We start from the raw sequence: 21,307 nt of genomic DNA, 5'->3' as shown, positions 1-21,307 counted from the left end.
GTCAGAGCCTCTCGATTTCACGGGTGCCGAACAGGCCGTAGGGCCTGACCATCAACACCACGACCAGCACGATGAAAGTGGCCAGCAACTTGTACTCGCCTCCTAGATAGGCGCCCGCCCAGGCCTCCAGCAAACCGATGAAAACGCCCCCGACCAGGGCGCCCGCCACGCTGTCCAGTCCGCCCACGATCACCACCACCAGCACCGACAGGCCGAAGACGCCCATCGACGAGGAGATGCCCCCGATGGCGCCCACGATCACGCCCGACACCGCCGCCAGCGCGCCCGCCGCCACCCAGGCCAGCGAAAACACGCGGGGCACGTTGATGCCCATGGCATAGGCGGCGCCCTGGTCCGACGCCGTGGCGCGCAAGGCCACGCCGCCGCGCCAGTAGCGGAACACCACCAGCACCAGCAGAGCCAGCACCACTGCCACCCAGAATCCATAGAACACCTTGGGCGCCACGAACGCCTCGCCCACCATCACCGGCGCGCGCGGCATGAACTCCGGCAAACGCCGCTGGTCGGCGGTCCAGATCAATTCCACGGCGCCGACCAGGATGGACGCCAGCCCCACGGTCACCATGAACACCGAGATCGGGGCCTCGCCCAGCATGGGTCGTATCGTCAGCCGCTCGACCAGCGCGCCCAAGGCGCCCGACACCACCACGGCGCCGATGATCGCCAGCCAGATCGGCCATTCCATGCCCGTCGCGAACGCATAGAACACGTAGGCGCCCAGCATCAGGAATTCGCCGATGGCGATGTTCACGACCCGCGTCGCCTTGTAGACGATCACGAAGGCCAGCGCAGCCAGCGCATACAGCCCGCCGCTGCCCAGCCCGGCCAGCGTCACTTCCAGGAAGAACAGCATGTCCATCAGGCCGCCTCCCTCAAGCGGCGGCGCAGGTCGCCTACATCGCCTGCCCCCAGATAGGCCTTGATGACCTCAGGATTGGCCTGCACCTCACCCGGCGTGCCGTCCGCGATCACTTGCCCGAAGTTCAGCACTACCACGTGGTCCGACAAGTCCATGACCATGCCCATGTCGTGCTCCACCATCAACACGGTCACGCCCCATTCGGACCGGGCGTCCAGGATGAAGCGCGCCATGTCGTCCGTCTCTTCGCGGTTCATGCCCGCCACGGGTTCGTCCAGCATCAGCACCTTGGGGTTCATGGCCAGCGCACGCGCCAGTTCCACGCGTTTTTGCAGGCCATAGGACAACGCCGACACCGGCGCGTGGCGGATGTGGTCGATCTCCAGGAAGTCGATGATGCGTTCTTCGATGTCGGCCCGCAGCGCCATCTCTTCACGGCGCGCCCGGCCCAGGTAGAACAAGGCGTCCAACACGTTGGTGCGCAGGTGCGCATGGCGGCCCAGCTTGATGTTGTCCAGCACCGTCATGCCGCGAAACAGCGCGATATTCTGGAAACTGCGCGCCAGCCCCAGCTTGGCGCGTTCGGGCGCGGCCACGCGCGTGATGTCGCGCCCATCGAACCGGATCTGCCCGGCCGCCGGCTTGTAGAAACCGGAAATGGTATTGAACAGCGAAGTCTTGCCGGCGCCGTTCGGGCCGATGACCGTAGTGATGGACCCCGGCGCCACGCGAAAGCCCACGCCGGTCAACGCCTTGACCCCGCCAAAAGCCAAGGTCACCCCATCCACCTCCAGCAAGGGAGGCTGCTCGGACTGATCCACCATTTGTCTCCTCGCTTTTTTTCGCGAAGTGCTTGCCGCCTGAGGCGGACATTTTTTAAGGCGATGAATCAGGCGACCCACGAGGCAGGAGATGCAACGAACCTGTCTTTACCTACGCCAGACCAGCGCCGGAAAATCGTTCAATGCGGCAGTTCCATGCAGTGCTTTCATGCAGTACGCTAAGCGTGCTTAAAACAAAACCAAGCAAGCGCTCGGTTCAGACCATAGCATCGCGGTTTTTGGATCGACAGTTGGTACTTACCCGATATCGGAGACACGCCATGACCCAAGGACTTCCCACGTTCCAGACGCTGCTGATCGAGGCCGAAGGCGCCCTCGCCACGCTGACGCTGAACCGTCCCGATGCAATGAACGCCATTGATGTCGCCATGGCCCGCGATCTTCAACAAGCCGCCCAGTGGCTGGAAGCACGCAAGGAAATCCGCGTGGTGCGCCTGCGCGCTGAGGGCAAGCTGTTTTGCGCCGGCGGCGACATCAGCATGTTCTCGGGCGAACCCGCCCAAGTGCGTGCCACGCTTCTTGACCTCTTCACGCCGCTCAATGATTTCATCTCCCGCATCGGGCGCATGGACAAGATCTGGCTGGCGCAGGCGCATGGCGTGGCGGCCGGCGCCGGGCTGTCGCTGGTGCTGGCGTGCGACCTCGCCATCGCCGACGCAGGCACCCGTTTCATGACTGCCTACCTGAAACTGGGCGCGACGCCCGACGCAGGCATGACGTACGGGCTGACGCGCGTACTGGGTTCCCGGCGTGCATTGGACCTGCTGTTGCGCCACGACGCCTTCACCGCCAGCGATGCGCTGGCCTGGGGCATCCTCACCCGCGTCGCGCCCGCAGGTGAACTGGACACTGCGGCAAAGGCCTACGCCGAAGCGCTTGCGCACCACGCGCCGCACGGCATCGCAGGCGCAAAGGACCTGCTGCGTTCGGCCGAGCATGCCTCACTGGAAACCCAACTCGCAGAAGAGACGGCGCGCTTCCTGGATTCGGCGTCGCGCGCCGATTTCGCCGAAGGCGTGCAGGCGTTTCTCGAAAAACGCGCGCCCGATTTCAAGGGCGAATGACGGATCAGGCCGGCGGGCCGCGCCAGACCGGCGCGCTTTTCCACGAAGGCGGCCAGGCCTTCGGCGGCGTCAGGCGTCGCCGCGGCATTGCAGAACACCTCGCTGGCGATGTCGATGTCCATGGTTCAGCATTTAATCGACGAGGGACGGGTGGCGGTGTCTCCGCCCTCACCCCGGAACCGCGCGAAGCCGCGCGCTGCAGATCTGCTGGCGCTGGCACGATCACCGCTGGTGCTGCCCCCCAACCCGCACAGCCTAGGCAGACTGCTGGACCATTATCAGCAACAGGAGCGCGCAGCTTTCCGCGTCATCGCCGAAGCCAACGCGACCCGCAATTGATAGAACGGGTTCAGGCAGGCCTGGCGCACACGATCCTGTCGTATGAGGCCGTGCGGGCGGAAGCGATGCGCGGGGACGTGGTGCTACACCGCACAAAGAAGCCCCGCATGACCCGCCCGGTCTATCTTTGCCGCTCGGACGCCTTGCCGCTGTCGATGGCGGCCTCGGCCGTGGCCGGTCAGGTTAGCCGGATCATCGTCGACGGCCGGCAGCCTGCATAACCGCTGTCAGATAAGGCCGGCGCGCTTTTCCACCGCCTGCGCCCAACGCCGCGCCACCGTTGGCGAGGTGGCGCAGGTGGCCGATTCCGTCACCACGCGCACGGCGCGTTCCAGTAGCTGGATGTCGGCCTCGTGCTGGCGTGCGACGTGCGGATCTTCGAAAAAGATCACACGCTGGCATTGATGCTCCAGCACCAGCTCCGCGATCTGCGCGTCGCCGCCCAGCGGCCCACTCAGGTAGCGGTGCACCCAAGGGGTGTCTTTGGGCCAGCCGCGCGACCACGCCAGTTCGTTCAGTCGGCCGCCGGTCGTGCCCGTGGCCACACGCCGCGCAAACTGCGACAGCACGTCGAAATGCTCGCTGGCGAACGCCACCATCTCGTCTTTCAACGCATCGTGGGCAATCATCGCCAAAGTCTGGCCCGTGAAGTTGAACAGGCGCGAAGCCGACATATCCGGCGCCAACCCGGCGTGCACGCGTTCGACTTCCATCCATTCGATCGCCCCGGCCAAGGTCGAAATAAACGGCCGGCCATGCGTGATGCATTGCCGCTTCAATGCCAGCGCCTCGGGAAAAATCGAAGACGGGTCCACCGGGTCGATCAGGTAGATCGCGCCGTCGAACGGCGCCTGCCCGTCACGCCCCTCGGTCACGCGGGCCACCAGCTTCATCAAGCCGCCCTCGCGCCCGTACGGGTAGCGGATCAAGCCGCTATAGCCCTGCAGCATGCCTTCGCGGACAATCGCATCATGCGTGCGGCCGACGGTGTGCAGTTGCACGCCCAGCTCGCGTATGGTGGAGGAACACGCGCGCAGCCAGGTAAACAAGGCGGCATCGGGGCTTTCGTGGTGCAGTCGATTGGCGGCCAGGCCAAAACGCAATTGGGCAGCGGGCATCGGTAGACTCAGGCTAATAGGATCAACGAGCAGAGCCTTGATGATACCGTGGCCGTCATGACCGCGGCCAGGCCGGCGCAAATCGAAGAGAGTCCCCACGCTTCGCAGCGTGCTGCCCCCAAGGAAAAAAAACGCTCCCAGGAGGGAGCGTTTCGGTGGCGTCGGTCAGTCCGCTTCGTCGATCCAGGCCATCTGGATGGCCTCCAGGATCTTCTCGCCGCAGTGGGCGGGGTCGTCGCTGAATTCAGGCAAGGCCATGACCCATTCGCGCAGTTGCGTGAAACGCAGCGTCTTGGGGTCCACGTCCGGATGCGCGTCGACCAGCGCGGCGGCGATATCGTAGGTGTCGGTCCACTTCATCAATGGCCCTCTTTCGCGTGGTTGATGGTGTACTTGGGGATCTCGACCGTCAGGTCGGTATCCGTCACCAGCGCCTGGCACGACAAGCGCGAGGTCGGCGTCAGGCCCCAGGCCTTGTCCAGCAGGTCCTCTTCGTCATCCGTCGCGTCTTCCAGCGCGGAATAGCCCTGCTTGATCACCACGTGACAGGTCGTGCACGCACACGACAGCTCGCATGCGTGTTCGATGTCGATGTGGTTGTCCAGCAAGACACGGCAGATCGACACGCCCTTGGGCGCGTCTTCGATCACGGCGCCCTCGGGGCAGTAATCGGGATGAGGCAATACAGTCAGTTTCGGCATACGTCTAATCAGGCGATCTCATCAAGTTTGCGGCCCGCCAGCGCGGCACGGATGCTGCGGTCCATTCGCCGCGCGGCAAAGTCGTCCGTCGCGGCCGACAGCGCTTGCACTGCGTCTTTCACGGTATCCGTATCTTGCGCGGACTGCGCGGCGATGGCGGCTTGCAGGCATTCGTCGACCTGCTTGCGTTCTTCCGCGTCCAGCAGGTCGCCGTCGGCGGCCAAGGCCGCTTGCACGGATTCCACCAACTGGCGCGCGTCCACTTGCTGCTCGCGCAGCATGCGGGCGCGTGCATCCGTGTCGGCCTGCGCGACGCTGTCGGCCAGCATCTGCGCAATCTCGTCGTCGGTCAGCCCATACGACGGCTTGACCGATACGGCGGCTTCGATGCCCGTGCTCTGTTCACGCGCCGTGACGCTCAGCAAGCCATCCGCGTCCACCTGGAAGGTCACGCGGATACGTGCGGCGCCCGCCACCATCGGAGGAATCCCGCGCAGTTCGAACCGGGCCAGCGAACGCGAATCCGCCACCAGGTCGCGCTCGCCCTGCACCACGTGGATGCTCATGGCCGTCTGGCCGTCCTTGAACGTCGTGAACTCCTGGGCGCGAGCCACGGGGATGGTGCTGTTGCGCGGAATCACGCGCTCGACCAGCCCACCCATCGTTTCCAGCCCCAACGACAAGGGAATCACGTCCAGCAGCAGCCAGTCTTCGCCCGGCGCGCGATTGCCCGCCAGCAGATTGGCCTGCAACGCCGCGCCCAGCGCCACCACCTGGTCGGGATCCAGATCAATCAACGGCTCTGTGCCGAACACGCGGCCAACGGCGGCGCGCACGACGGGCATGCGCGTCGCGCCCCCCACCATCACCACGCCACGTACATCGGCCGGCTTCAGCGACGCGTCACGCAGGGCGCGGCGCGCGCAATCCAGCGTGCGTTCCACCAGCGGCTGCGCCAGCGCTTCGAACTCTGCGCGCGTCAGGACCAGGTCCACGTCGCGCCCGTCCGACAGCGCCAGCTTCAGGCTGGTAGATTCGGCATCGGACAGCGCTTCACGCGCCGCACGCGCCGCCATCAGCAGCCCTCGGCGGTCGGCCGGCGAGAACTCGCCGGCAGCCAGCTTGGCCACGGCGTGGTCCGCGATCAGCGCGTCGAAATCGTCTCCGCCCAGCGCGGTGTCGCCGCCCGTGGAAATCACTTCGAACACGCCTTGGGTCAGGCGCAGGATGGAAATATCGAAGGTGCCGCCGCCCAGGTCATAAACGGCATAGACGCCTTCTGACGCGTGATCCAGGCCGTAGGCGATCGCGGCGGCCGTGGGCTCGTTCAGCAAGCGCAACACGTTCAGGCCCGCCAGGCGGGCCGCGTCGCGCGTCGCCTGCCGCTGGGCGTCGTCGAAGTACGCCGGCACGGTGATGACCGCGCCCACCAGGTCATCGCCCAGGACGTCTTCGGCGCGCTGGCGCAGCACCGCCAGAATCTGCGCCGACACTTCAACCGGGCTCAGATCGCCCTGCGCCGTGCGAATGCGCACCATGCCGGGCGCATCCACGAACTCATACGGGGCGCGCGTGGCGCGGGCCTCTTCCAGCGAACGGCCCATGAAACGCTTCACCGACACGACGGTGTTCAAGGGGTCCTCGGCCTGCTGGCCCAGGGGCTCGCGGCCGGTGGTGACTTTGCCGCCGGGGAAATAGCGCACCGCCGATGGCAGCAAGGCATGGCCTTCTGCATCAAGCAGCACTTCCGCGACGCTGCTGCGCACCGCCGCGACCAAGGAATTGGTAGTGCCCAGATCAATCCCGACCGCCAGCTTGCGCTGGTGCGGCGCGGGCGACTCGCCGGGCTCGGATATCTGCAATAAGGCCATGATTGTATTTTTCTGCTCAGTAGGCGGCGAAATCCAGGGCCCCGCGTCACGGGCGCCCCAGCGCGGCTTGGACTATCCAGCGGGCTGCGCGTGCGCCAGCTCTTGCGCCAGCTTTTCCACGAACATCCATTCCCGGACCTTCAGCCCGGCAGCCGCGTAGTCGCGCTCGTTGTCCAGCAGGCGCGTCAGCGTGGCGCGCATCTCGATGCGCGCGGCTTCCAACTCGGTCTGCAAGGCGGCCAGGGCATCGGCGTCGTCGCGCGCATCGTCCAGCATCTCGCGCCACGTCATCTGCTGCATCAGGAAAGCCGTGTCCATGGACGTGTTGCTCTCGGTCTGCAGGTCAATGCCCGCCTGTTCGCACAGGTAGCGCGCGCGAAGCAAAGGGTCCCGCAGCACGCGGTACGCTTCGTTGGCGCGTGCGGCCCATTGCATGGCCACGCGGCGCTCCGCGGGGCTGGCCGTGGCGTAGCGGTCGGGATGCACCTGCGCGGCGACTGCACGCCACGCGCTTTCCAACGCTTGCGCGTCCAGGTCGAAGCGTGCCGACAAGCCGAACAGGCTGAAGTGGTCGTCTCCAGCCAAGACTTACACCGTGAACGACTCGCCGCAGCCGCAGGTCGCCTTCTCGTTGGGGTTGCGGAACTTGAAACCTTCGTTCAGGCCTTCGCGGGCGTAATCCAGCTCGGTGCCGTCCAGGTAAGCCAGGCTCTTCGGGTCAATGAAGACCTTCACGCCAAAGCTCTCGAACACGGCGTCTTCCGGCGCCGAGTCGTCCACGTATTCCAACTTGTAGGCCATGCCGGAGCAGCCCGTCGTCCTAACGCCGAGCCGCAAGCCGATACCCTTTCCGCGCTTCTGCAAGTAGCGCCCGATATGGGTGGCAGCCTGTTGGGTCAGGGTAACGGACATGGTCAGCCTGCCACCGCTTCGGCCGGAACCGAATGCTTTTCTTTGTAGTTCTGCACCGCGGCCTTGATCGCGTCTTCGGCCAGGATCGAACAATGGACCTTCACGGGCGGCAATGCCAGTTCTTCGGCGATCTGCGTGTTGCGGATGTTCATCGCCTGGTCCAGCGTCTTGCCCTTGACCCATTCGGTCACCAGAGAGCTCGAGGCAATGGCCGAACCGCAACCGTAGGTCTTGAAGCGCGCATCTTCGATGACGCCGGCTTCATTCACCTTGATCTGCAGCTTCATGACGTCGCCACAGGCCGGCGCGCCGACCATGCCGGTACCCACCGAGTCGTCCGACTTGTCGAACGAACCGACGTTACGCGGGTTTTCGTAGTGATCCAGGACTTTAGTGCTGTAAGACATGTTATTTCTCCACGTATTTCTTGGCGCGGGCGCTTAGTGCGCGGCCCACTGCACGGTGTTCAAGTCAATGCCTTCCTTGGCCATTTCCCAAAGCGGCGACATGTCGCGCAGCTTGCCGACGCGGCTCTTGAGCAATTCAATGGCGAAGTCCACTTCCTTTTCGGTCGTGAAGCGGCCCAGGGTGAAACGGATGGAACTGTGCGCCAACTCGTCGTTGCGGCCCAGCGCCCGCAGCACGTAGGACGGCTCCAGGCTGGCCGACGTGCAGGCCGAACCGCTGGATACGGCCAGTTCCTTGATCGCCATGATCAGGGATTCGCCTTCGACATAGTTGAAGCTGACATTCAGGTTGTGCGGCACGCGCTGGTCCATGTCGCCGTTAAGGTAGACCTCTTCGATCTGCGACAGGCCATTCCAGAGGCGGTCACGCAACATGCGGATGCGCTCGTTTTCGGTGCCCATTTCTTCGCGGGCCAGGCGAAACGCTTCGCCCATGCCGACGATCTGGTGCGTGGCCAGCGTGCCCGAGCGGAAACCGCGCTCGTGGCCGCCGCCGTGCATTTGCGCTTCGATGCGGATGCGCGGCTTGCGGCGCACATACAACGCGCCGATGCCCTTCGGGCCGTACGTCTTGTGAGCCGAGAACGACATCAGGTCGACCTTCAGCTTTTGCAGGTCGATTTCCACCTTGCCGGTTGCCTGTGCGGCGTCCACGTGGAAGATGATGCCCTTTTCACGGCAGATCTCGCCCAGCGTTTCGATATCCTGGACCACGCCGATTTCGTTGTTCACCATCATCACGGACACCAGCACGGTGTCGGGGCGCAGCGCGGCCTTGAAGGTGTCCAGGTCGATCAGGCCGTCATCCTTCACATTCAGATACGTGACGTCGAAGCCTTGGCGCTCCAGCTCGCGACAGGTATCCAGCACCGCCTTGTGTTCGGTCTTGACGGTGATGATGTGCTTGCCGCGTTCCGCGTAGAAGTTCGCGGCGCCCTTGATGGCCAGGTTGTCGGATTCGGTCGCGCCGGAGGTCCAGACGATCTCGCGCGGGTCGGCGTTGACCAGCTTGGCGACTTCTTCGCGGGCGCGTTCGACGGCTTCTTCCGAATCCCAGCCAAACGAGTGGCTGCGCGATGCCGGGTTGCCGAAATTGTCATACAGCCAAGGCACCATCTTGTCCACGACGCGGGGGTCGACGGGCGTCGTGGCCGAATAGTCAAAATAAATCGGGCGGGTGGTCATTTCTACAACTCCTGATACTGCTTATACGGTGGCATTGGCGGCGACGGTCGTGGTCGGGGCATTCGCGGCGGCATTGGTGCCCCCCACCCGATTCACACGTACCGCGCAGGCCTGCGCTTGATTGTTGGCTTCCTGCAATTGGCGCACGCGCTGCTGATCAACCAGATCTTGCAGGGACACCGAATCCAGGTAATCGACCATCTTGCGATTCAACGTGGCCCAGAGCTCGTGCGTCATGCACTTGCCCGGCTTGCCGTCGTTGCCGCTCGTACAGTCTCGCTTGCCGCCACAGCTGGTGGCGTCCAGCGGTTCGTCGACCGCGAAGATGATGTCGGCGACGGTCACGTTGCGCGCCAGGCGCGCAAGCGAGTAACCGCCACCCGGGCCGCGCACGCTGTCCACGAGCTCGTGGCGGCGCAGCTTCCCGAAGAGCTGTTCCAGATAGGAAAGCGAAATATTCTGACGCTGGCTGATGGCCGCAAGAGTGACCGGGCCGCTATGCTGCCGCATAGCCAGATCGATCATGGCAGTCACGGCGAAACGCCCTTTGGTAGTTAGCCGCATGGTGGGTTCCCTGTGAATCGGCAATGGCCGCCAGCGAATCCAGCGGTCAATACCCGAGTAATTGGGTCAAGTATAGCCTATTCCCGACTAATTTGGTATGGCTCCCGGCTAGAAAAAACCGCGCATCTGCGCGGTTTTTTCACTGCCAAGTACCCCGAGAGCCGCACAATGGGCGGCTCTACGGAAAAAACGGTCAAGCCGCCTGGTACTGTGTAGCGCGCTTACGGACCAGTTCAAGAACACCCTGACAGGCGTCTTCCAGATAATCGAGCACCTTGCCGAAACCGTCGGCGCCGCCATAGTACGGATCGGGCACGGTGGCCTCCTCGAACTCATTGGCGAAGCGCATCAGCAGCATCAATTTGTGCTGATAGGTTTTGGGGCACTGCTGCTGCATGGCGGACAGATTGTCCCAGTCCATGGCGAGAATAAGATCAAAGTCGCGGAAATCTTCCGCGGTGACCTGACGCGCCTCACAGTGCGTGATCTCGTAGCCGCGCTTACGCGCCGCAGCCTGCGCCCGGGCATCAGGCGCCTCGCCGATATGAAACGCGTGCGTGCCCGCGGAGTCGATGCGAACTACATCGCCCAAACCCGCGTCGTTCACCAAATGGCGAAACACGCCCTCTGCGCTCGGCGAGCGACAGATATTGCCCATGCAAACGAAAAGTACCTTGGTCATCATGGGAGTAAGTGTGCGGGAAAACCCGAGATAAGGCAAGCTTTTTTTGCAATTACCCGATTGGATAAAGGCAAGCAGATCCGCACACTTTATTCTTATTAATCAATGACTTGAAAAATATCCGAACGCGGGAATCGAGCTTGATTTCGCAGGATCCGAGAAGATTGTTAAGCCGCGATTGCAACGGCGCGGGTTTTACATATTTTCAGCATCCTGTCAGCATAAAAACACATTTAGATACTTTCTCTCTACACTGCCCCGTCCAGAAGCACCCGCTGCTTCAATGCCGTCAGCGCATCGCGGGCGGCGGCGGCCTGCTCGAATTCCAGGTTTCGCGCATGATCCATCATCAGCTTTTCCAGGCGCTTGAGCTCGCGCGCCAAGGCCTTTTCATCTTTCAGGAATTCCGCCGGCACCGCGGCTTCAAGCGCATCGTGCTGGACCGGCGCGACGATACCGTCGATCAGCTCGCGCACCGCCTTCTGGACCCCTCGGGCCGTAATGCCGTTGTCGATGTTGAATTGCAGCTGTTTGGCACGGCGGCGGCTGGTTTCCTCCATGGCGCGCTGCATCGAATCCGTAATACGGTCCGCATACAGGATCGCGTGCCCATTCAGGTTGCGCGCCGCGCGGCCGATCGTCTGGATCAGGCTGCGCTCAGACCGCAGGAAGCCTTCCTTGTCGGCATCCAGGATGGCCACCAGCGACACTTCCGGGATGTCCAGCCCTTCGCGCAGCAGGTTGATCCCCACCAGCACGTCGAACGTGCCCAGACGCAGGTCGCGCAGGATTTCCACGCGCTCCACGGTGTCGATGTCGGAGTGCAGATAGCGCACCTTCACGCCGTGCTCGCTCAGGAAGTCCGTCAGGTCTTCCGCCATGCGCTTGGTCAGCGTCGTGACCAGCACACGTTCGCCCACCGTCACGCGCGCCTTGATCTGGCCAAGCAGGTCGTCCACCTGGGTACGGGCCGGCAGCACTTCGACCAGCGGGTCGACCAGACCGGTCGGCCGCACGACCTGCTCCACCACGTTGTCGGCGTGCTCCTTCTCGTAGGCGGCGGGCGTGGCCGACACGAAGACGCATTGGCGCATCCGTGTCTCGAATTCCTCAAGCTTGAGCGGCCGGTTGTCCAGCGCCGACGGCAAGCGGAATCCGTACTGCACCAGCGTTTCCTTGCGCGATCGGTCACCGCGGTACATGCCGCTCAGTTGCCCGATGGTGACGTGGCTCTCGTCGATGAACATCAGCGCATCCGACGGCAGGTAGTCGATCAGCGTAGGCGGGGGATCCCCGGGCGCCGCGCCGGACAGGTGCCGGGAGTAGTTCTCGATGCCTTTACAGAAGCCCAGCTCCTGCAGCATTTCCAGGTCGAACCGGGTGCGTTGCTCCAGCCGCTGCGCCTCGACCAGGTGGCCGTCATCGACGAAACGCTTGACGCGCTCGCGCAGTTCTTCCTTGATGGTCTCGATGGCGCGCAGAACGGTGTCGCGCGGCGTCACGTAGTGCGAGCCGGGATAGACGGTGAAGCGCGGCAGTTTCTGGCGGATGCGGCCGGTCAGCGGGTCGAAAAGCTCCAGGCTTTCAATCTCGTCGTCGAACAGCGTCAGGCGCAACGCCAGTTCGGCGCTTTCCGCCGGGAAGATGTCAATGCTTTCGCCGCGCACCCGGAACACCCCGCGGGTGAATTCCGCGTCATTGCGCGTGTACTGCATGGCGACCAGGCGGGCCAGGATCTCACGACGGGAGATCTGATCTCCACTGCGCAGGATCAGCACCATCGCGTGATAGTCGCCCGGATTGCCGATACCGTAGATGCACGAGACCGTGCCCACGATGATCGTGTCGCGCCGCTCGAGCAGGCTCTTGGTGGCCGACAACCGCATTTGCTCGATGTGCTCATTGATGGACGAGTCCTTTTCAATGAACAGGTCGCGCGTCGGCACGTAGGCCTCCGGCTGGTAGTAATCGTAGTAAGAGACGAAGTACTCGACCGCGTTCTTCGGGAAGAACTCGCGCATTTCGGCGTAGAGCTGCGCGGCCAGCGTCTTGTTGGGGGCCAGCACCAGCGCGGGGCGCCCCATCCGGGCGATCACGTTGGCCATGGTGAAGGTCTTGCCCGATCCTGTCACGCCCAGCAACGTCTGGAACATGAGGCCGTCTTCAACCCCCTGCGTCAGGCCGTCGATGGCGGCAGGCTGGTCGCCCGCGGGCGGATAAGGCTGATAAAGCTGAAACGGGCTGTCCGGATACTCGACGAATCTGGGCTTGGCATCCAGCCCCGCCAGGGACGCAGCCGATGCCGGCGCCGCCGTCAGATCCGCAGCGAGATCATCGTTCAGATCTCCCGCGCTGCTCGGGTCTATTGGGCTCTTTGGCATGCTAGACTGTTCCAGGGTAAACCCCCCATTATCCACAGCACACCGTACTGCGTCCACCCATCCTCATCAGAGTCCCATGAGCAACCTTTTCGATTCCGTCGAACTCGCGCCGCGCGACCCCATTCTTGGTCTGAACGAACAATTCAACGCGGATACGCGTCCCGGTAAAGTCAACCTGGGCGTGGGCGTGTACTACGACGATCAGGGACGGATCCCCCTGCTGGGCGCCGTACGCAAAGCCGAATCCGCCCGCATCGAGGCTGCCGCCGCACGCGGTTACCTGCCGATCGAAGGCATCGCCGGCTACAACCAGGGCGCCCAGGCGCTGTTGCTGGGCAAGGAATCCCCGTTGGCCGCCGCCGGCCGCGTACTGACCACCCAGGCTCTGGGCGGCACGGGCGCGCTGAAGATCGGCGCCGACTTCCTGCGCCAGCTGCTGCCGACCTCCAAGGTCCTGATCAGCAACCCCAGCTGGGAAAACCACCGCGCCCTGTTCGAGCGCGCCGGCTTTGAAGTCGGCACCTACTCGTACTACGACGCCGCCACCCGCGGCCTGAATTTCGACGCCATGCTGGCGGACCTGAAAGCCGCGCCGGCCAAGACCGTCGTCGTGCTGCACGCGTGCTGCCATAACCCGACCGGCGTAGACCCTACCGCCGACCAGTGGAAGCAGATCGCCGCCGTCGTGAAGGAAAACAATCTGGTCCCGTTCCTCGACATCGCCTACCAGGGCTTTGGCGACGGACTGACGGAAGACGCCTCGGTCGTGCGCATGTTCGCCGACCTGGACATGACCATGTTCATCAGCTCGTCTTTCTCCAAGTCGTTCTCGCTGTATGGCGAACGCGTGGGCGCCCTGACGGTCGTGGCCGGCAGCAAGGATGAAGCCACCCGGGTGCTCAGCCAGTTGAAGCGTGTGATCCGCACCAACTACTCCAACCCGCCCACCCACGGCGGCACGGTGGTATCGACGGTGCTGAACACGCCCGAACTCTTCGCCATGTGGGAAGAAGAGCTTGCCGGCATGCGCGACCGCATCCGACTGATGCGCAAGCAACTGGTCGAGAAGATCAAGGAACACGGCGGCAAGCAGGACTTCAGCTTCGTCCTGCAGCAACGCGGCATGTTCTCGTATTCGGGCCTGACCGCCGCGCAAGTGGACCGCTTGCGTGAAGAGCACGGCGTCTACGCCGTGTCCAGCGGCCGCATCTGCGTTGCCGCCCTGAACAGCGGCAACATCGACAAGGTCGCTGCCGGCATCGCCGCCGTGCTGTAACCAGCACACCAGAAGCGGGCCTTCGGGCCCAGCCGCTGAAAGACGGAGCCTTCGGGCTCCGTTTTGCGTTTACAGCCGGCGACTGGCTTGCTTTTTTGCGGTATGTCCCCCAGAATGGCGCTGTATATATGTACAGTCCGCTAACACCGGATCATCGCCATGGCCAGCAAACTCACCGATCGCCAGCAGCAAATCCTGGACCTCATCCGGCAAACCGTCATGCGCACCGGCTTCCCGCCGACGCGTGCCGAAATTGCCCAGGCCCTGGGTTTCCGTTCGCCCAACGCGGCGGAAGACCACCTCAAGGCATTGGCCCGCAAGGGCGCCATCGAGCTTACCGCCGGCGCCTCGCGGGGCATCCGCCTGAAAGACGGCGCACCCGCCTCCACGCAAGCTTCCTTGTCCATGCCCTCGCTGGCGCAGCTGCTGCTGCCGCTGGTAGGACGTGTAGCTGCCGGCAGCCCTATCCTGGCAGCAGAGCACGTTGAACGCGAAGTGGGCGTCGACCCCCACCTGTTCGCGCAAGCACCCGACTACCTCTTGAAAGTGCGCGGCATGAGCATGCGCGACGCTGGCATCCTCGAAGGGGACCTGCTGGCCGTGAAAAAGGCCTCTGAAGCCCGCAACGGCCAGATCGTCGTGGCCCGCCTGGGCGACGACGTCACCGTCAAGCGCCTTCAACGCACCAACGGGCATATCGAGCTTCTGCCCGAAAACCCGGACTTCCAGACCATCGTGGTTGAAGCTGACCAGGAATTCGCCCTGGAAGGCATCGCGGTCGGCCTGATCCGCACGCACGCGCTGCATTGAGCCAGTCCGCGACGCCTCCTCGGCGTCACGCCTGGCTCGCGTCAAACGTCAAAGCCTCCGAGCAATAAAAAACCCCGCCGCAGCGGGGTTTTTCATTGGGCGCCCTCTTTCGAAGGCGCCCTTGGGGTCGCGATCAGTGCTTGAGCACCGGATCGGTCGAACCCGGCTCAGCCGGCTTGGCCACCAGGGGCTCCTTTACCGCTTCTTCCTCGGCCAGCGGCTCGGGCAGGCGTTCCAGGGCCAATTCCAGCACCTTGTCGATCCAACGGACTGGCACGATCTCAAGGTGGTTCTTGACGTTGTCCGGGATCTCCGCCAAATCCTTGACGTTTTCTTCCGGGATCAAGACCGTCTTGATGCCGCCACGGTGCGCAGCCAGCAGCTTTTCCTTCAGGCCGCCGATCGGCAGCACTTCGCCGCGCAGCGTGATCTCGCCGGTCATGGCGACATCGGCGCGCACCGGGATGCGCGACAAGGCCGAGACCATGGCGGTCGTGATCGCGATACCCGCGGACGGACCGTCCTTGGGGGTCGCGCCTTCCGGCACGTGCACGTGCATGTCGTGCTTCTCGAACACGCTGTCGGCAAACCCCAGACGGCGGGCACGCGAGCGCACCACCGTACGAGCCGCTTCAACCGATTCCTTCATCACATCGCCGAGCGAACCCGTGCGCTGGATGACGCCCTTGCCGGGCATGTCCGCGACTTCGATCGTCAGCAGGTCGCCACCGACTTCCGTCCACGCCAGGCCGGTCACCTGACCGATCTGGTTTTCCTTTTCGGCCATGCCGAAGGTGTAGCGGCGCACGCCCAGGTAGTCGCTCAGGTTTTCACCCGTGACATTGACCGGCTTGACCTCAAGGGTCTTGCCTTCGGCTTTGGCGCGATCGGTCTGGGTCAGCAATTGCTTGATGACCTTGCGGCAGATCTTGCCCACTTCGCGTTCGAGCGCACGCACACCAGCTTCGCGGGTGTAGTAGCGCACGATGTCGCGCAGCGCGGAGTCGTCCACCGTCAGCTCGGTATCCTTCACGCCGTTGTTCTTCATCAGCTTGGGCAGCAGATGGTCGCGGCCGATATGGATCTTTTCCTCTTCCGTGTAACCAGACAGGCGGATCACTTCCATACGGTCGAGCAGCGCCGGCGGAATGTTCAGCGTATTGCTGGTGGCCACGAACATGACGTCCGACAAGTCGAAGTCGACTTCGATGTAGTGGTCCTGGAACGTGTGGTTCTGTTCCGGATCCAGCACTTCGAGCAACGCCGAAGAGGGGTCGCCACGGAAATCCATGCCCAGCTTGTCAATTTCATCAAGCAGGAACAGCGGATTGCGCACGCCGACCTTCGACATGTTCTGGACGATCTTGCCCGGCATCGAACCGATGTAGGTCCGGCGATGGCCACGGATCTCGGCCTCGTCGCGGACGCCGCCCAACGCCATGCGCACGAACTTGCGGTTCGTTGCCTTGGCGATGGATTGGCCCAGCGAGGTCTTGCCCACGCCCGGAGGTCCAACCAGGCACAGGATCGGCGCCTTCACCTTGTCCACGCGCTGTTGCACGGCAAGATATTCCAGGATGCGTTCCTTGACCTTTTCCAGACCGTAATGGTCGTTGTCCAGCACCGTCTCGGCGTTGGCGATCGAGTTGTTGATCTTGCTCTTCTTCCTCCAGGGGAGGTTGATGAGCGTATCGATGTAGTTGCGCACCACGGTGGCTTCAGCCGACATGGGCGACATGAGCTTGAGCTTCTTGAGCTCGGCATCGGCCTTCTTGCGCGCCTCTTTAGGCATGTGGGCAGCGATGATCTTCTTTTCAAGCTCTTCGATGTCCGCGCCCTCTTCGCCTTCGCCCAACTCCTTCTGAATGGCCTTGACCTGCTCATTCAGGTAGTAGTCGCGCTGGCTCTTTTCCATCTGCTTCTTCACGCGGCCGCGAATCCGCTTTTCGACCTGGAGGATGTCGATTTCGGTTTCAAGCTGAGTGAGCAGACCTTCAAGGCGCTCGGAGGTGCCGACGATCTCGAGCATCTTCTGCTTCTGCTCGAGCTTCAGCGGAAGATGCGCGGCGATCGTGTCGGCCAGGCGCCCGGCATCATCGATGCCTGCCAGCGAGGTCAGGATCTCCGGGGGGATCTTCTTGTTGAGCTTTACGTACTGTTCGAACTGGGCAACGATCGCGCGGCGCAGGGCCTCGGTTTCGGAGCCTTGCATGGCGTCCGGCTCGATCGGGGTCACCTGGCAGGTGAAATGCGAATCGGCGTCTTCGATGGTGTTGATGCGGGCACGCTGGGTGCCTTCGACCAGCACCTTGACGGTGCCGTCGGGCAACTTGAGCATCTGCAGGATGCCGGCTACGCAACCAATCTCGTAGACGTCTTCAGGGGTGGGGTCATCTTTGCCGGCGGACTTTTGGGCCACGAGCATGATGCTTTTGCCCGCTTCCATCGCAACCTCGAGCGCGCGAATGGAGCGCGGACGGCCGACGAACAGCGGGATGACCATGTGCGGGAACACCACGACGTCGCGAAGTGGAAGCAGGGGCAGGTCGATCGGGTCGGAAGGCAGGGTCTGGCTGGCAGACATAGGAGGTTCCTCGGTATGACTCGGCGTATCGGGGACAGGAGGCCGGGGTATACCCCGAGCTATCCACGTCAGTTACGTCTGTTATGGGAACAATAGCCGAAAATTCAAGATCCCGGCGGCCCGATAAACGAAAGGCAAAAAAAAATGCCCCTGAGGGTCGCCAGGAAGGAAAAAAACCCGTTACAGGAACGGGTTTTTTTGAAATATCAGGCTGCGGCGTCGCGGACTTCTCCGCGGTCCGGCTTTTCTGTTTCGCCGGCTTCGTCGGCGTAGATCAGCAGGGGCTTGCCTTCGCCTTCAATGGCGTTTTCGTCCACCACGACGCGCTTGACGTTGCCTTGGGAGGGCAACTCGTACATGGTGTCCAGCAGCGTCTGTTCGATGATCGAACGCAGGCCGCGGGCGCCCGTCTTGCGCTTGAGCGCCTTGCGGGCGATCGCCTTCAAGGCGGCAGGCCGCAGATCGAGCTCGGCGCCTTCCATCGCGAACAGCTTCTGGAATTGCTTGAGCAAGGCATTCTTGGGCTCGGTCAGGATCTGCACCAGGGCCGCTTCGTCCAGCTCGTCCAACGTAGCGACGACAGGCAGGCGGCCGACCAGCTCAGGGATCAGACCGAACTTGATCAGATCTTCGGGTTCGACTTCCGAGAACAGTTCGCCCACGCCACGTTCGGACTTGGCCCGCACGGACGCCGAGAAACCGATGCCCGATTTCTCGGTGCGGTCGCGGATGACCTTTTCCAGCCCATCGAAGGCGCCGCCGACGATGAACAGGATGTTCGTCGTGTCGACCTGGACGAAGTCCTGGTTGGGATGCTTGCGGCCGCCCTGCGGGGGCACCGAGGCAACCGTGCCTTCGATCAACTTCAGCAAGGCCTGCTGCACGCCCTCGCCCGACACGTCACGGGTGATGGACGGGTTATCGGACTTGCGGGAAATCTTGTCGATTTCGTCGATGTAGATGATGGCGCGCTGCGCCTTCTCGACTTCGTAGTTGCAGTTCTGCAGCAACTTCTGAATGATGTTTTCGACGTCTTCGCCCACGTAGCCGGCTTCAGTCAGCGTGGTGGCGTCAGCCATGACGAAGGGCACATTCAGCATGCGCGCCAGCGTCTGGGCCAGGAGCGTCTTGCCCGACCCGGTGGGGCCGATCAGCATGATGTTGCTCTTGGAGAGCTCGACTTCGTCACCCTTGATCTCGCCGTGACGAATGCGCTTGTAATGGTTGTAGACCGCCACGGCCAGCATGCGCTTGGGCGAATTCTGCCCAATCACGTACTGGTCCAGGAAGGTCTTGATCTCGGCCGGAGTAGGCAGTTCGGAACGAATAGCCGCGCGCGCGGTCGCTTGCGCTTCCTCGCGGATGATGTCATTGCACAGGTCTATGCATTCATCGCAGATGAACACCGACGGACCCGCGATCAGCTTGCGGACTTCATGCTGGCTTTTATTGCAAAACGAGCAATGCAGCACTTTTGCGTCTGCCGATCCCTTTTTTTCAGGCATATTTGTTTCGTATCTCAGGTAAAGATGCGCCAGACCGGGTAAAGGGTCCAGCGCATGCGCTTACTCAAACTTGATGGCAGCGGGTTTGGATCAACCGGGAAGTCAGCCTTCCGAGCGGGAGGTCATCACCTTGTCCACCAGTCCATACGATACCGCATCTTCGGCGGACATGAAGTTGTCACGTTCCGTGTCCAGGCCGATGCGCTCCATCGACTGGCCGGTATTGTCGGCCAGGATCCGGTTCAGGCGTTCACGCAGGTCCAGGATCTCGCGAGCCTGGATCTGGATGTCGGACGCTTGGCCCTGGGCGCCGCCCGACGGCTGATGGATCATGATCCGCGAGTTGGGCAGCGTGAAACGCTTGCCCTTCTTGCCAGCCGCCAGGAGGAACGCGCCCATGCTGGCCGCCAGGCCAGTGCACAGGGTCGATACGTCCGGCTTGATGAACTGCATGGTGTCAAAAATGGCCATTCCCGCATACACCGACCCGCCAGGCGAGTTGATGTACAGGGAAATGTCCTTGTCAGGATTCTCCGATTCCAGGAACAGCAACTGCGCCACAACCAGATTGGCCGTTGCGTCATTGACCGGACCCACCAGGAAAATGAGCCGTTCGCGGAGCAGACGCGAATAGATGTCGTAGGCGCGTTCGCCGCGCCCCGACTGCTCGATAACCATGGGAATGTAGCCCAGGCCGGTGGGGGTCACCGAAGACCCGCCATTCATTGCCGCATAGAAATCGGTGAATCTCTGCATAGTGTTACGCCATCCCCATCAACTGATCGAAAGGCACCTTTTCGTCGGTGACCTTGGCCTTTTCCAACACGTGCGCGACGACGTTGTCTTCCAGCACGATAGCCTCGATTTCAGCACGACGCTGGCGGTCAGCCAGGTAATAGCTGACAACCTGAGCGGGTTGTTCGTAGTTCTCGGCGAATTCTTCAATGCGCGCGCGAACTTGCTCGGGCTTGGCTTGCAGCTGGGCTTGCTTGACCAGTTCCGACACCAGCAGGCCCAGGCGGACACGGCGTTCGGATTCGGTCGAGAAGGCTTCAGCCGGGATCGGCACGGACTCGGCGTTCGGGATGCCGCGCTGCTTGAGCTCTTCGCGGGCAGCGGCGACACGGCCTTGCACGTCGTTGTCGACCAGGGCCTTCGGCACGTCGAACTTGCCGGCTTCGACCAGGGCGTCCATGACGCTGGACTTGGTGCGGCCAGCCGAACGGACCTTGACTTCGCGCTCGATGTTGCTGCGGATGTCTGCCTTCAGCTTTTCGATGTCGCCTTCGGCTTGGCCGAGGGACTTGGCGAATTCGCCGTTCAGTTCGGGCAGGACGCCTTCAGCCACTTCCTTGACGGTGATGGTGAACTCGGCGGTCTTGCCGGCGACTTCCACACCTTGGTAGTCGTCAGGGAACTTCAGTTCGAAAACCTTGGTTTCGCCAGCCTTCAGGCCGCGGGCGGCTTCTTCGAATTCCGGCAGCATGCGGCCTTGGCCGAGCACGAACGGGAAGTCTTCGGCCTTGCCGCCTTCGAACGGCACGCCGTCGATGGTGCCGGCGAAGTCCAGCGTGACGCGGTCGCCGTCTTGCGAGGCGCGGCCTTCACGGGCTTCGAACGTGGCGCGCTGCTTGCGCAGGACGTCCAGGGTTTGTTGGACTTCGGCGTCGGTGACGGCGGTGTCGAAGCGGGTGACGGCCAGGGACGACAGGTCCGGCACGGCGACTTCGGGGTAGACCTCGAACGTAGCGGTGAACGCCAGCGTGTCGTCGGTGACGCCTTCAGTCTTGGGTTCCAGGTTCGGGGCGCCAGCGACGCGCAGCTTGGCGCCGTCGATGGCTTGTTCGAACGCACGGCCAACTTGGCTATTGATCACGTCGTAGCGGATGCTGGGGCCATGGCTGCGCTCGAGCATGGCGAGCGGAGCTTTACCCGGGCGGAAGCCGGGGACCTTGGCGGTGCGAGCCACGCGCTTCAATTGCGCCTGGACTTCCTTTTCGACGTCGGCCACCGAGACGGCCAGATCAACACGGCGCTCCAGGCCGGAGAGGGTTTCAACCACAGGCTGCATTAAAAGACCTATTTTCCGAGAGATGAGATTACGGGCGGATAAACGCGGCATTTTA

The 21,307-nt window shown here is 62.9% G+C and carries 22 protein-coding genes; 5 read left to right on the top strand and 17 right to left on the bottom strand.

Annotation, left to right across the window (positions count from 1 at the left end):
* Position 1 precedes the first annotated feature (1 nt).
* The gene (locus HG262_RS00360; protein ID WP_169269130.1) at positions 2-880 is read right to left on the bottom strand and encodes a branched-chain amino acid ABC transporter permease; all 879 of its coding nucleotides are present in this window, start codon (positions 878-880) and stop codon (positions 2-4) included.
* Positions 880-1,704, bottom strand: coding sequence for an ABC transporter ATP-binding protein (locus tag HG262_RS00355; protein WP_169269129.1), 825 nt, complete (start codon positions 1,702-1,704; stop codon positions 880-882). Before HG262_RS00355 ends, HG262_RS00360 begins: the two co-directional genes overlap by 1 nt.
* A 278-nt stretch (positions 1,705-1,982) precedes the next feature.
* Between HG262_RS00355 and HG262_RS00350 the strand changes: the two genes are divergently transcribed.
* The 3 genes from HG262_RS00350 (at position 1,983) to HG262_RS30895 (ending at position 3,346) form a co-directional block, all read left to right on the top strand.
* Positions 1,983-2,786, top strand: a complete 804-nt coding sequence (locus tag HG262_RS00350; RefSeq protein WP_169269128.1) for an enoyl-CoA hydratase-related protein — start codon at positions 1,983-1,985, stop codon at positions 2,784-2,786.
* A gap of 87 nt (positions 2,787-2,873) precedes the next feature.
* Positions 2,874-3,125: a hypothetical protein gene (locus HG262_RS30900; protein ID WP_248293180.1), complete on the top strand. Its 252-nt coding sequence runs from the start codon at positions 2,874-2,876 to the stop codon at positions 3,123-3,125.
* Positions 3,122-3,346 carry a hypothetical protein gene (locus HG262_RS30895; RefSeq protein ID WP_248293179.1) on the top strand — a complete coding sequence of 75 codons (225 nt, stop codon included), beginning with the start codon at positions 3,122-3,124 and terminating at the stop codon, positions 3,344-3,346. The genes HG262_RS30900 and HG262_RS30895 overlap by 4 nt, the downstream gene beginning before the upstream one ends.
* A 6-nt stretch (positions 3,347-3,352) precedes the next feature.
* Here HG262_RS30895 and HG262_RS00340 read toward each other — a convergent pair whose 3' ends face one another.
* The 11 genes from HG262_RS00340 to uvrB form a co-directional block, all read right to left on the bottom strand.
* Complete coding sequence (locus HG262_RS00340) at positions 3,353-4,243, bottom strand: methylglyoxal synthase (RefSeq protein ID WP_169269127.1); 891 nt, start codon at positions 4,241-4,243, stop codon at positions 3,353-3,355.
* A gap of 165 nt (positions 4,244-4,408) precedes the next feature.
* Positions 4,409-4,603 (bottom strand): Fe-S cluster assembly protein IscX, encoded by a 195-nt coding sequence (gene iscX, locus HG262_RS00335; protein ID WP_006225292.1) that lies wholly within the window; start codon positions 4,601-4,603, stop codon positions 4,409-4,411.
* Positions 4,603-4,944, bottom strand: coding sequence for an ISC system 2Fe-2S type ferredoxin (gene fdx, locus HG262_RS00330; RefSeq protein WP_006225293.1), 342 nt, complete (start codon positions 4,942-4,944; stop codon positions 4,603-4,605). Before fdx ends, iscX begins: the two co-directional genes overlap by 1 nt.
* Positions 4,945-4,952: 8 nt before the next feature.
* Complete coding sequence (gene hscA / locus HG262_RS00325) at positions 4,953-6,815, bottom strand: Fe-S protein assembly chaperone HscA (RefSeq protein WP_169269126.1); 1,863 nt, start codon at positions 6,813-6,815, stop codon at positions 4,953-4,955.
* Positions 6,816-6,887: 72 nt separating this feature from the next.
* Entirely contained in the window at positions 6,888-7,400 is a 513-nt protein-coding gene (hscB, locus tag HG262_RS00320) for a Fe-S protein assembly co-chaperone HscB (protein ID WP_169269125.1), read from the bottom strand.
* A gap of 3 nt (positions 7,401-7,403) precedes the next feature.
* Entirely contained in the window at positions 7,404-7,727 is a 324-nt protein-coding gene (iscA, locus tag HG262_RS00315; RefSeq protein WP_006225296.1) for an iron-sulfur cluster assembly protein IscA, read from the bottom strand.
* 2 nt (positions 7,728-7,729) lie between these two features.
* On the bottom strand, positions 7,730-8,134 hold the full coding sequence (gene iscU / locus HG262_RS00310) for a Fe-S cluster assembly scaffold IscU (RefSeq protein ID WP_169269124.1): 405 nt from the start codon (positions 8,132-8,134) through the stop codon (positions 7,730-7,732).
* A 33-nt stretch (positions 8,135-8,167) separates the two neighbouring features.
* On the bottom strand, positions 8,168-9,379 hold the full coding sequence (locus HG262_RS00305; RefSeq protein ID WP_169269123.1) for an IscS subfamily cysteine desulfurase: 1,212 nt from the start codon (positions 9,377-9,379) through the stop codon (positions 8,168-8,170).
* A gap of 21 nt (positions 9,380-9,400) precedes the next feature.
* Positions 9,401-9,943, bottom strand: coding sequence for a Fe-S cluster assembly transcriptional regulator IscR (gene iscR / locus HG262_RS00300; RefSeq protein WP_035213312.1), 543 nt, complete (start codon positions 9,941-9,943; stop codon positions 9,401-9,403).
* Between the two features lie 193 nt (positions 9,944-10,136).
* The gene (locus HG262_RS00295) at positions 10,137-10,628 is read right to left on the bottom strand and encodes a low molecular weight protein-tyrosine-phosphatase (RefSeq protein WP_006225301.1); all 492 of its coding nucleotides are present in this window, start codon (positions 10,626-10,628) and stop codon (positions 10,137-10,139) included.
* 245 nt (positions 10,629-10,873) lie between these two features.
* A complete protein-coding gene (gene uvrB, locus HG262_RS00290) occupies positions 10,874-13,006 on the bottom strand; it encodes an excinuclease ABC subunit UvrB (protein WP_248293178.1) in 2,133 nt (710 codons plus the stop codon).
* A gap of 76 nt (positions 13,007-13,082) precedes the next feature.
* Here uvrB and HG262_RS00285 point away from each other — a divergent pair, with 76 nt between their 5' ends.
* Both HG262_RS00285 and lexA read left to right on the top strand, forming a co-directional pair.
* A complete protein-coding gene (locus HG262_RS00285; RefSeq protein ID WP_169269122.1) occupies positions 13,083-14,282 on the top strand; it encodes an amino acid aminotransferase in 1,200 nt (399 codons plus the stop codon).
* 159 nt (positions 14,283-14,441) lie between these two features.
* Entirely contained in the window at positions 14,442-15,092 is a 651-nt protein-coding gene (lexA, locus tag HG262_RS00280; protein ID WP_169269121.1) for a transcriptional repressor LexA, read from the top strand.
* A 133-nt stretch (positions 15,093-15,225) separates the two neighbouring features.
* Here the strand turns inward: lexA and lon are convergent, their stop codons facing one another.
* The 4 genes from lon to tig all read right to left on the bottom strand — a co-directional run bounded on the left by lon (position 15,226) and on the right by tig (position 21,252).
* Complete coding sequence (gene lon / locus HG262_RS00275) at positions 15,226-17,676, bottom strand: endopeptidase La (protein ID WP_169269120.1); 2,451 nt, start codon at positions 17,674-17,676, stop codon at positions 15,226-15,228.
* Between the two features lie 206 nt (positions 17,677-17,882).
* Positions 17,883-19,181 carry an ATP-dependent Clp protease ATP-binding subunit ClpX gene (gene clpX, locus HG262_RS00270; RefSeq protein ID WP_006225306.1) on the bottom strand — a complete coding sequence of 433 codons (1,299 nt, stop codon included), beginning with the start codon at positions 19,179-19,181 and terminating at the stop codon, positions 17,883-17,885.
* A gap of 102 nt (positions 19,182-19,283) precedes the next feature.
* The gene (gene clpP / locus HG262_RS00265; RefSeq protein ID WP_006225307.1) at positions 19,284-19,937 is read right to left on the bottom strand and encodes an ATP-dependent Clp endopeptidase proteolytic subunit ClpP; all 654 of its coding nucleotides are present in this window, start codon (positions 19,935-19,937) and stop codon (positions 19,284-19,286) included.
* Between the two features lie 4 nt (positions 19,938-19,941).
* Positions 19,942-21,252 carry a trigger factor gene (gene tig, locus HG262_RS00260; RefSeq protein WP_169269119.1) on the bottom strand — a complete coding sequence of 437 codons (1,311 nt, stop codon included), beginning with the start codon at positions 21,250-21,252 and terminating at the stop codon, positions 19,942-19,944.
* Positions 21,253-21,307 lie beyond the last annotated feature (55 nt).

The organism is Achromobacter sp. Bel (genome assembly GCF_012928505.1).
Classification (GTDB): Bacteria; Pseudomonadota; Gammaproteobacteria; order Burkholderiales; family Burkholderiaceae_B; genus Achromobacter.
This window is presented reverse-complemented; position numbering and strand designations above follow the sequence as displayed.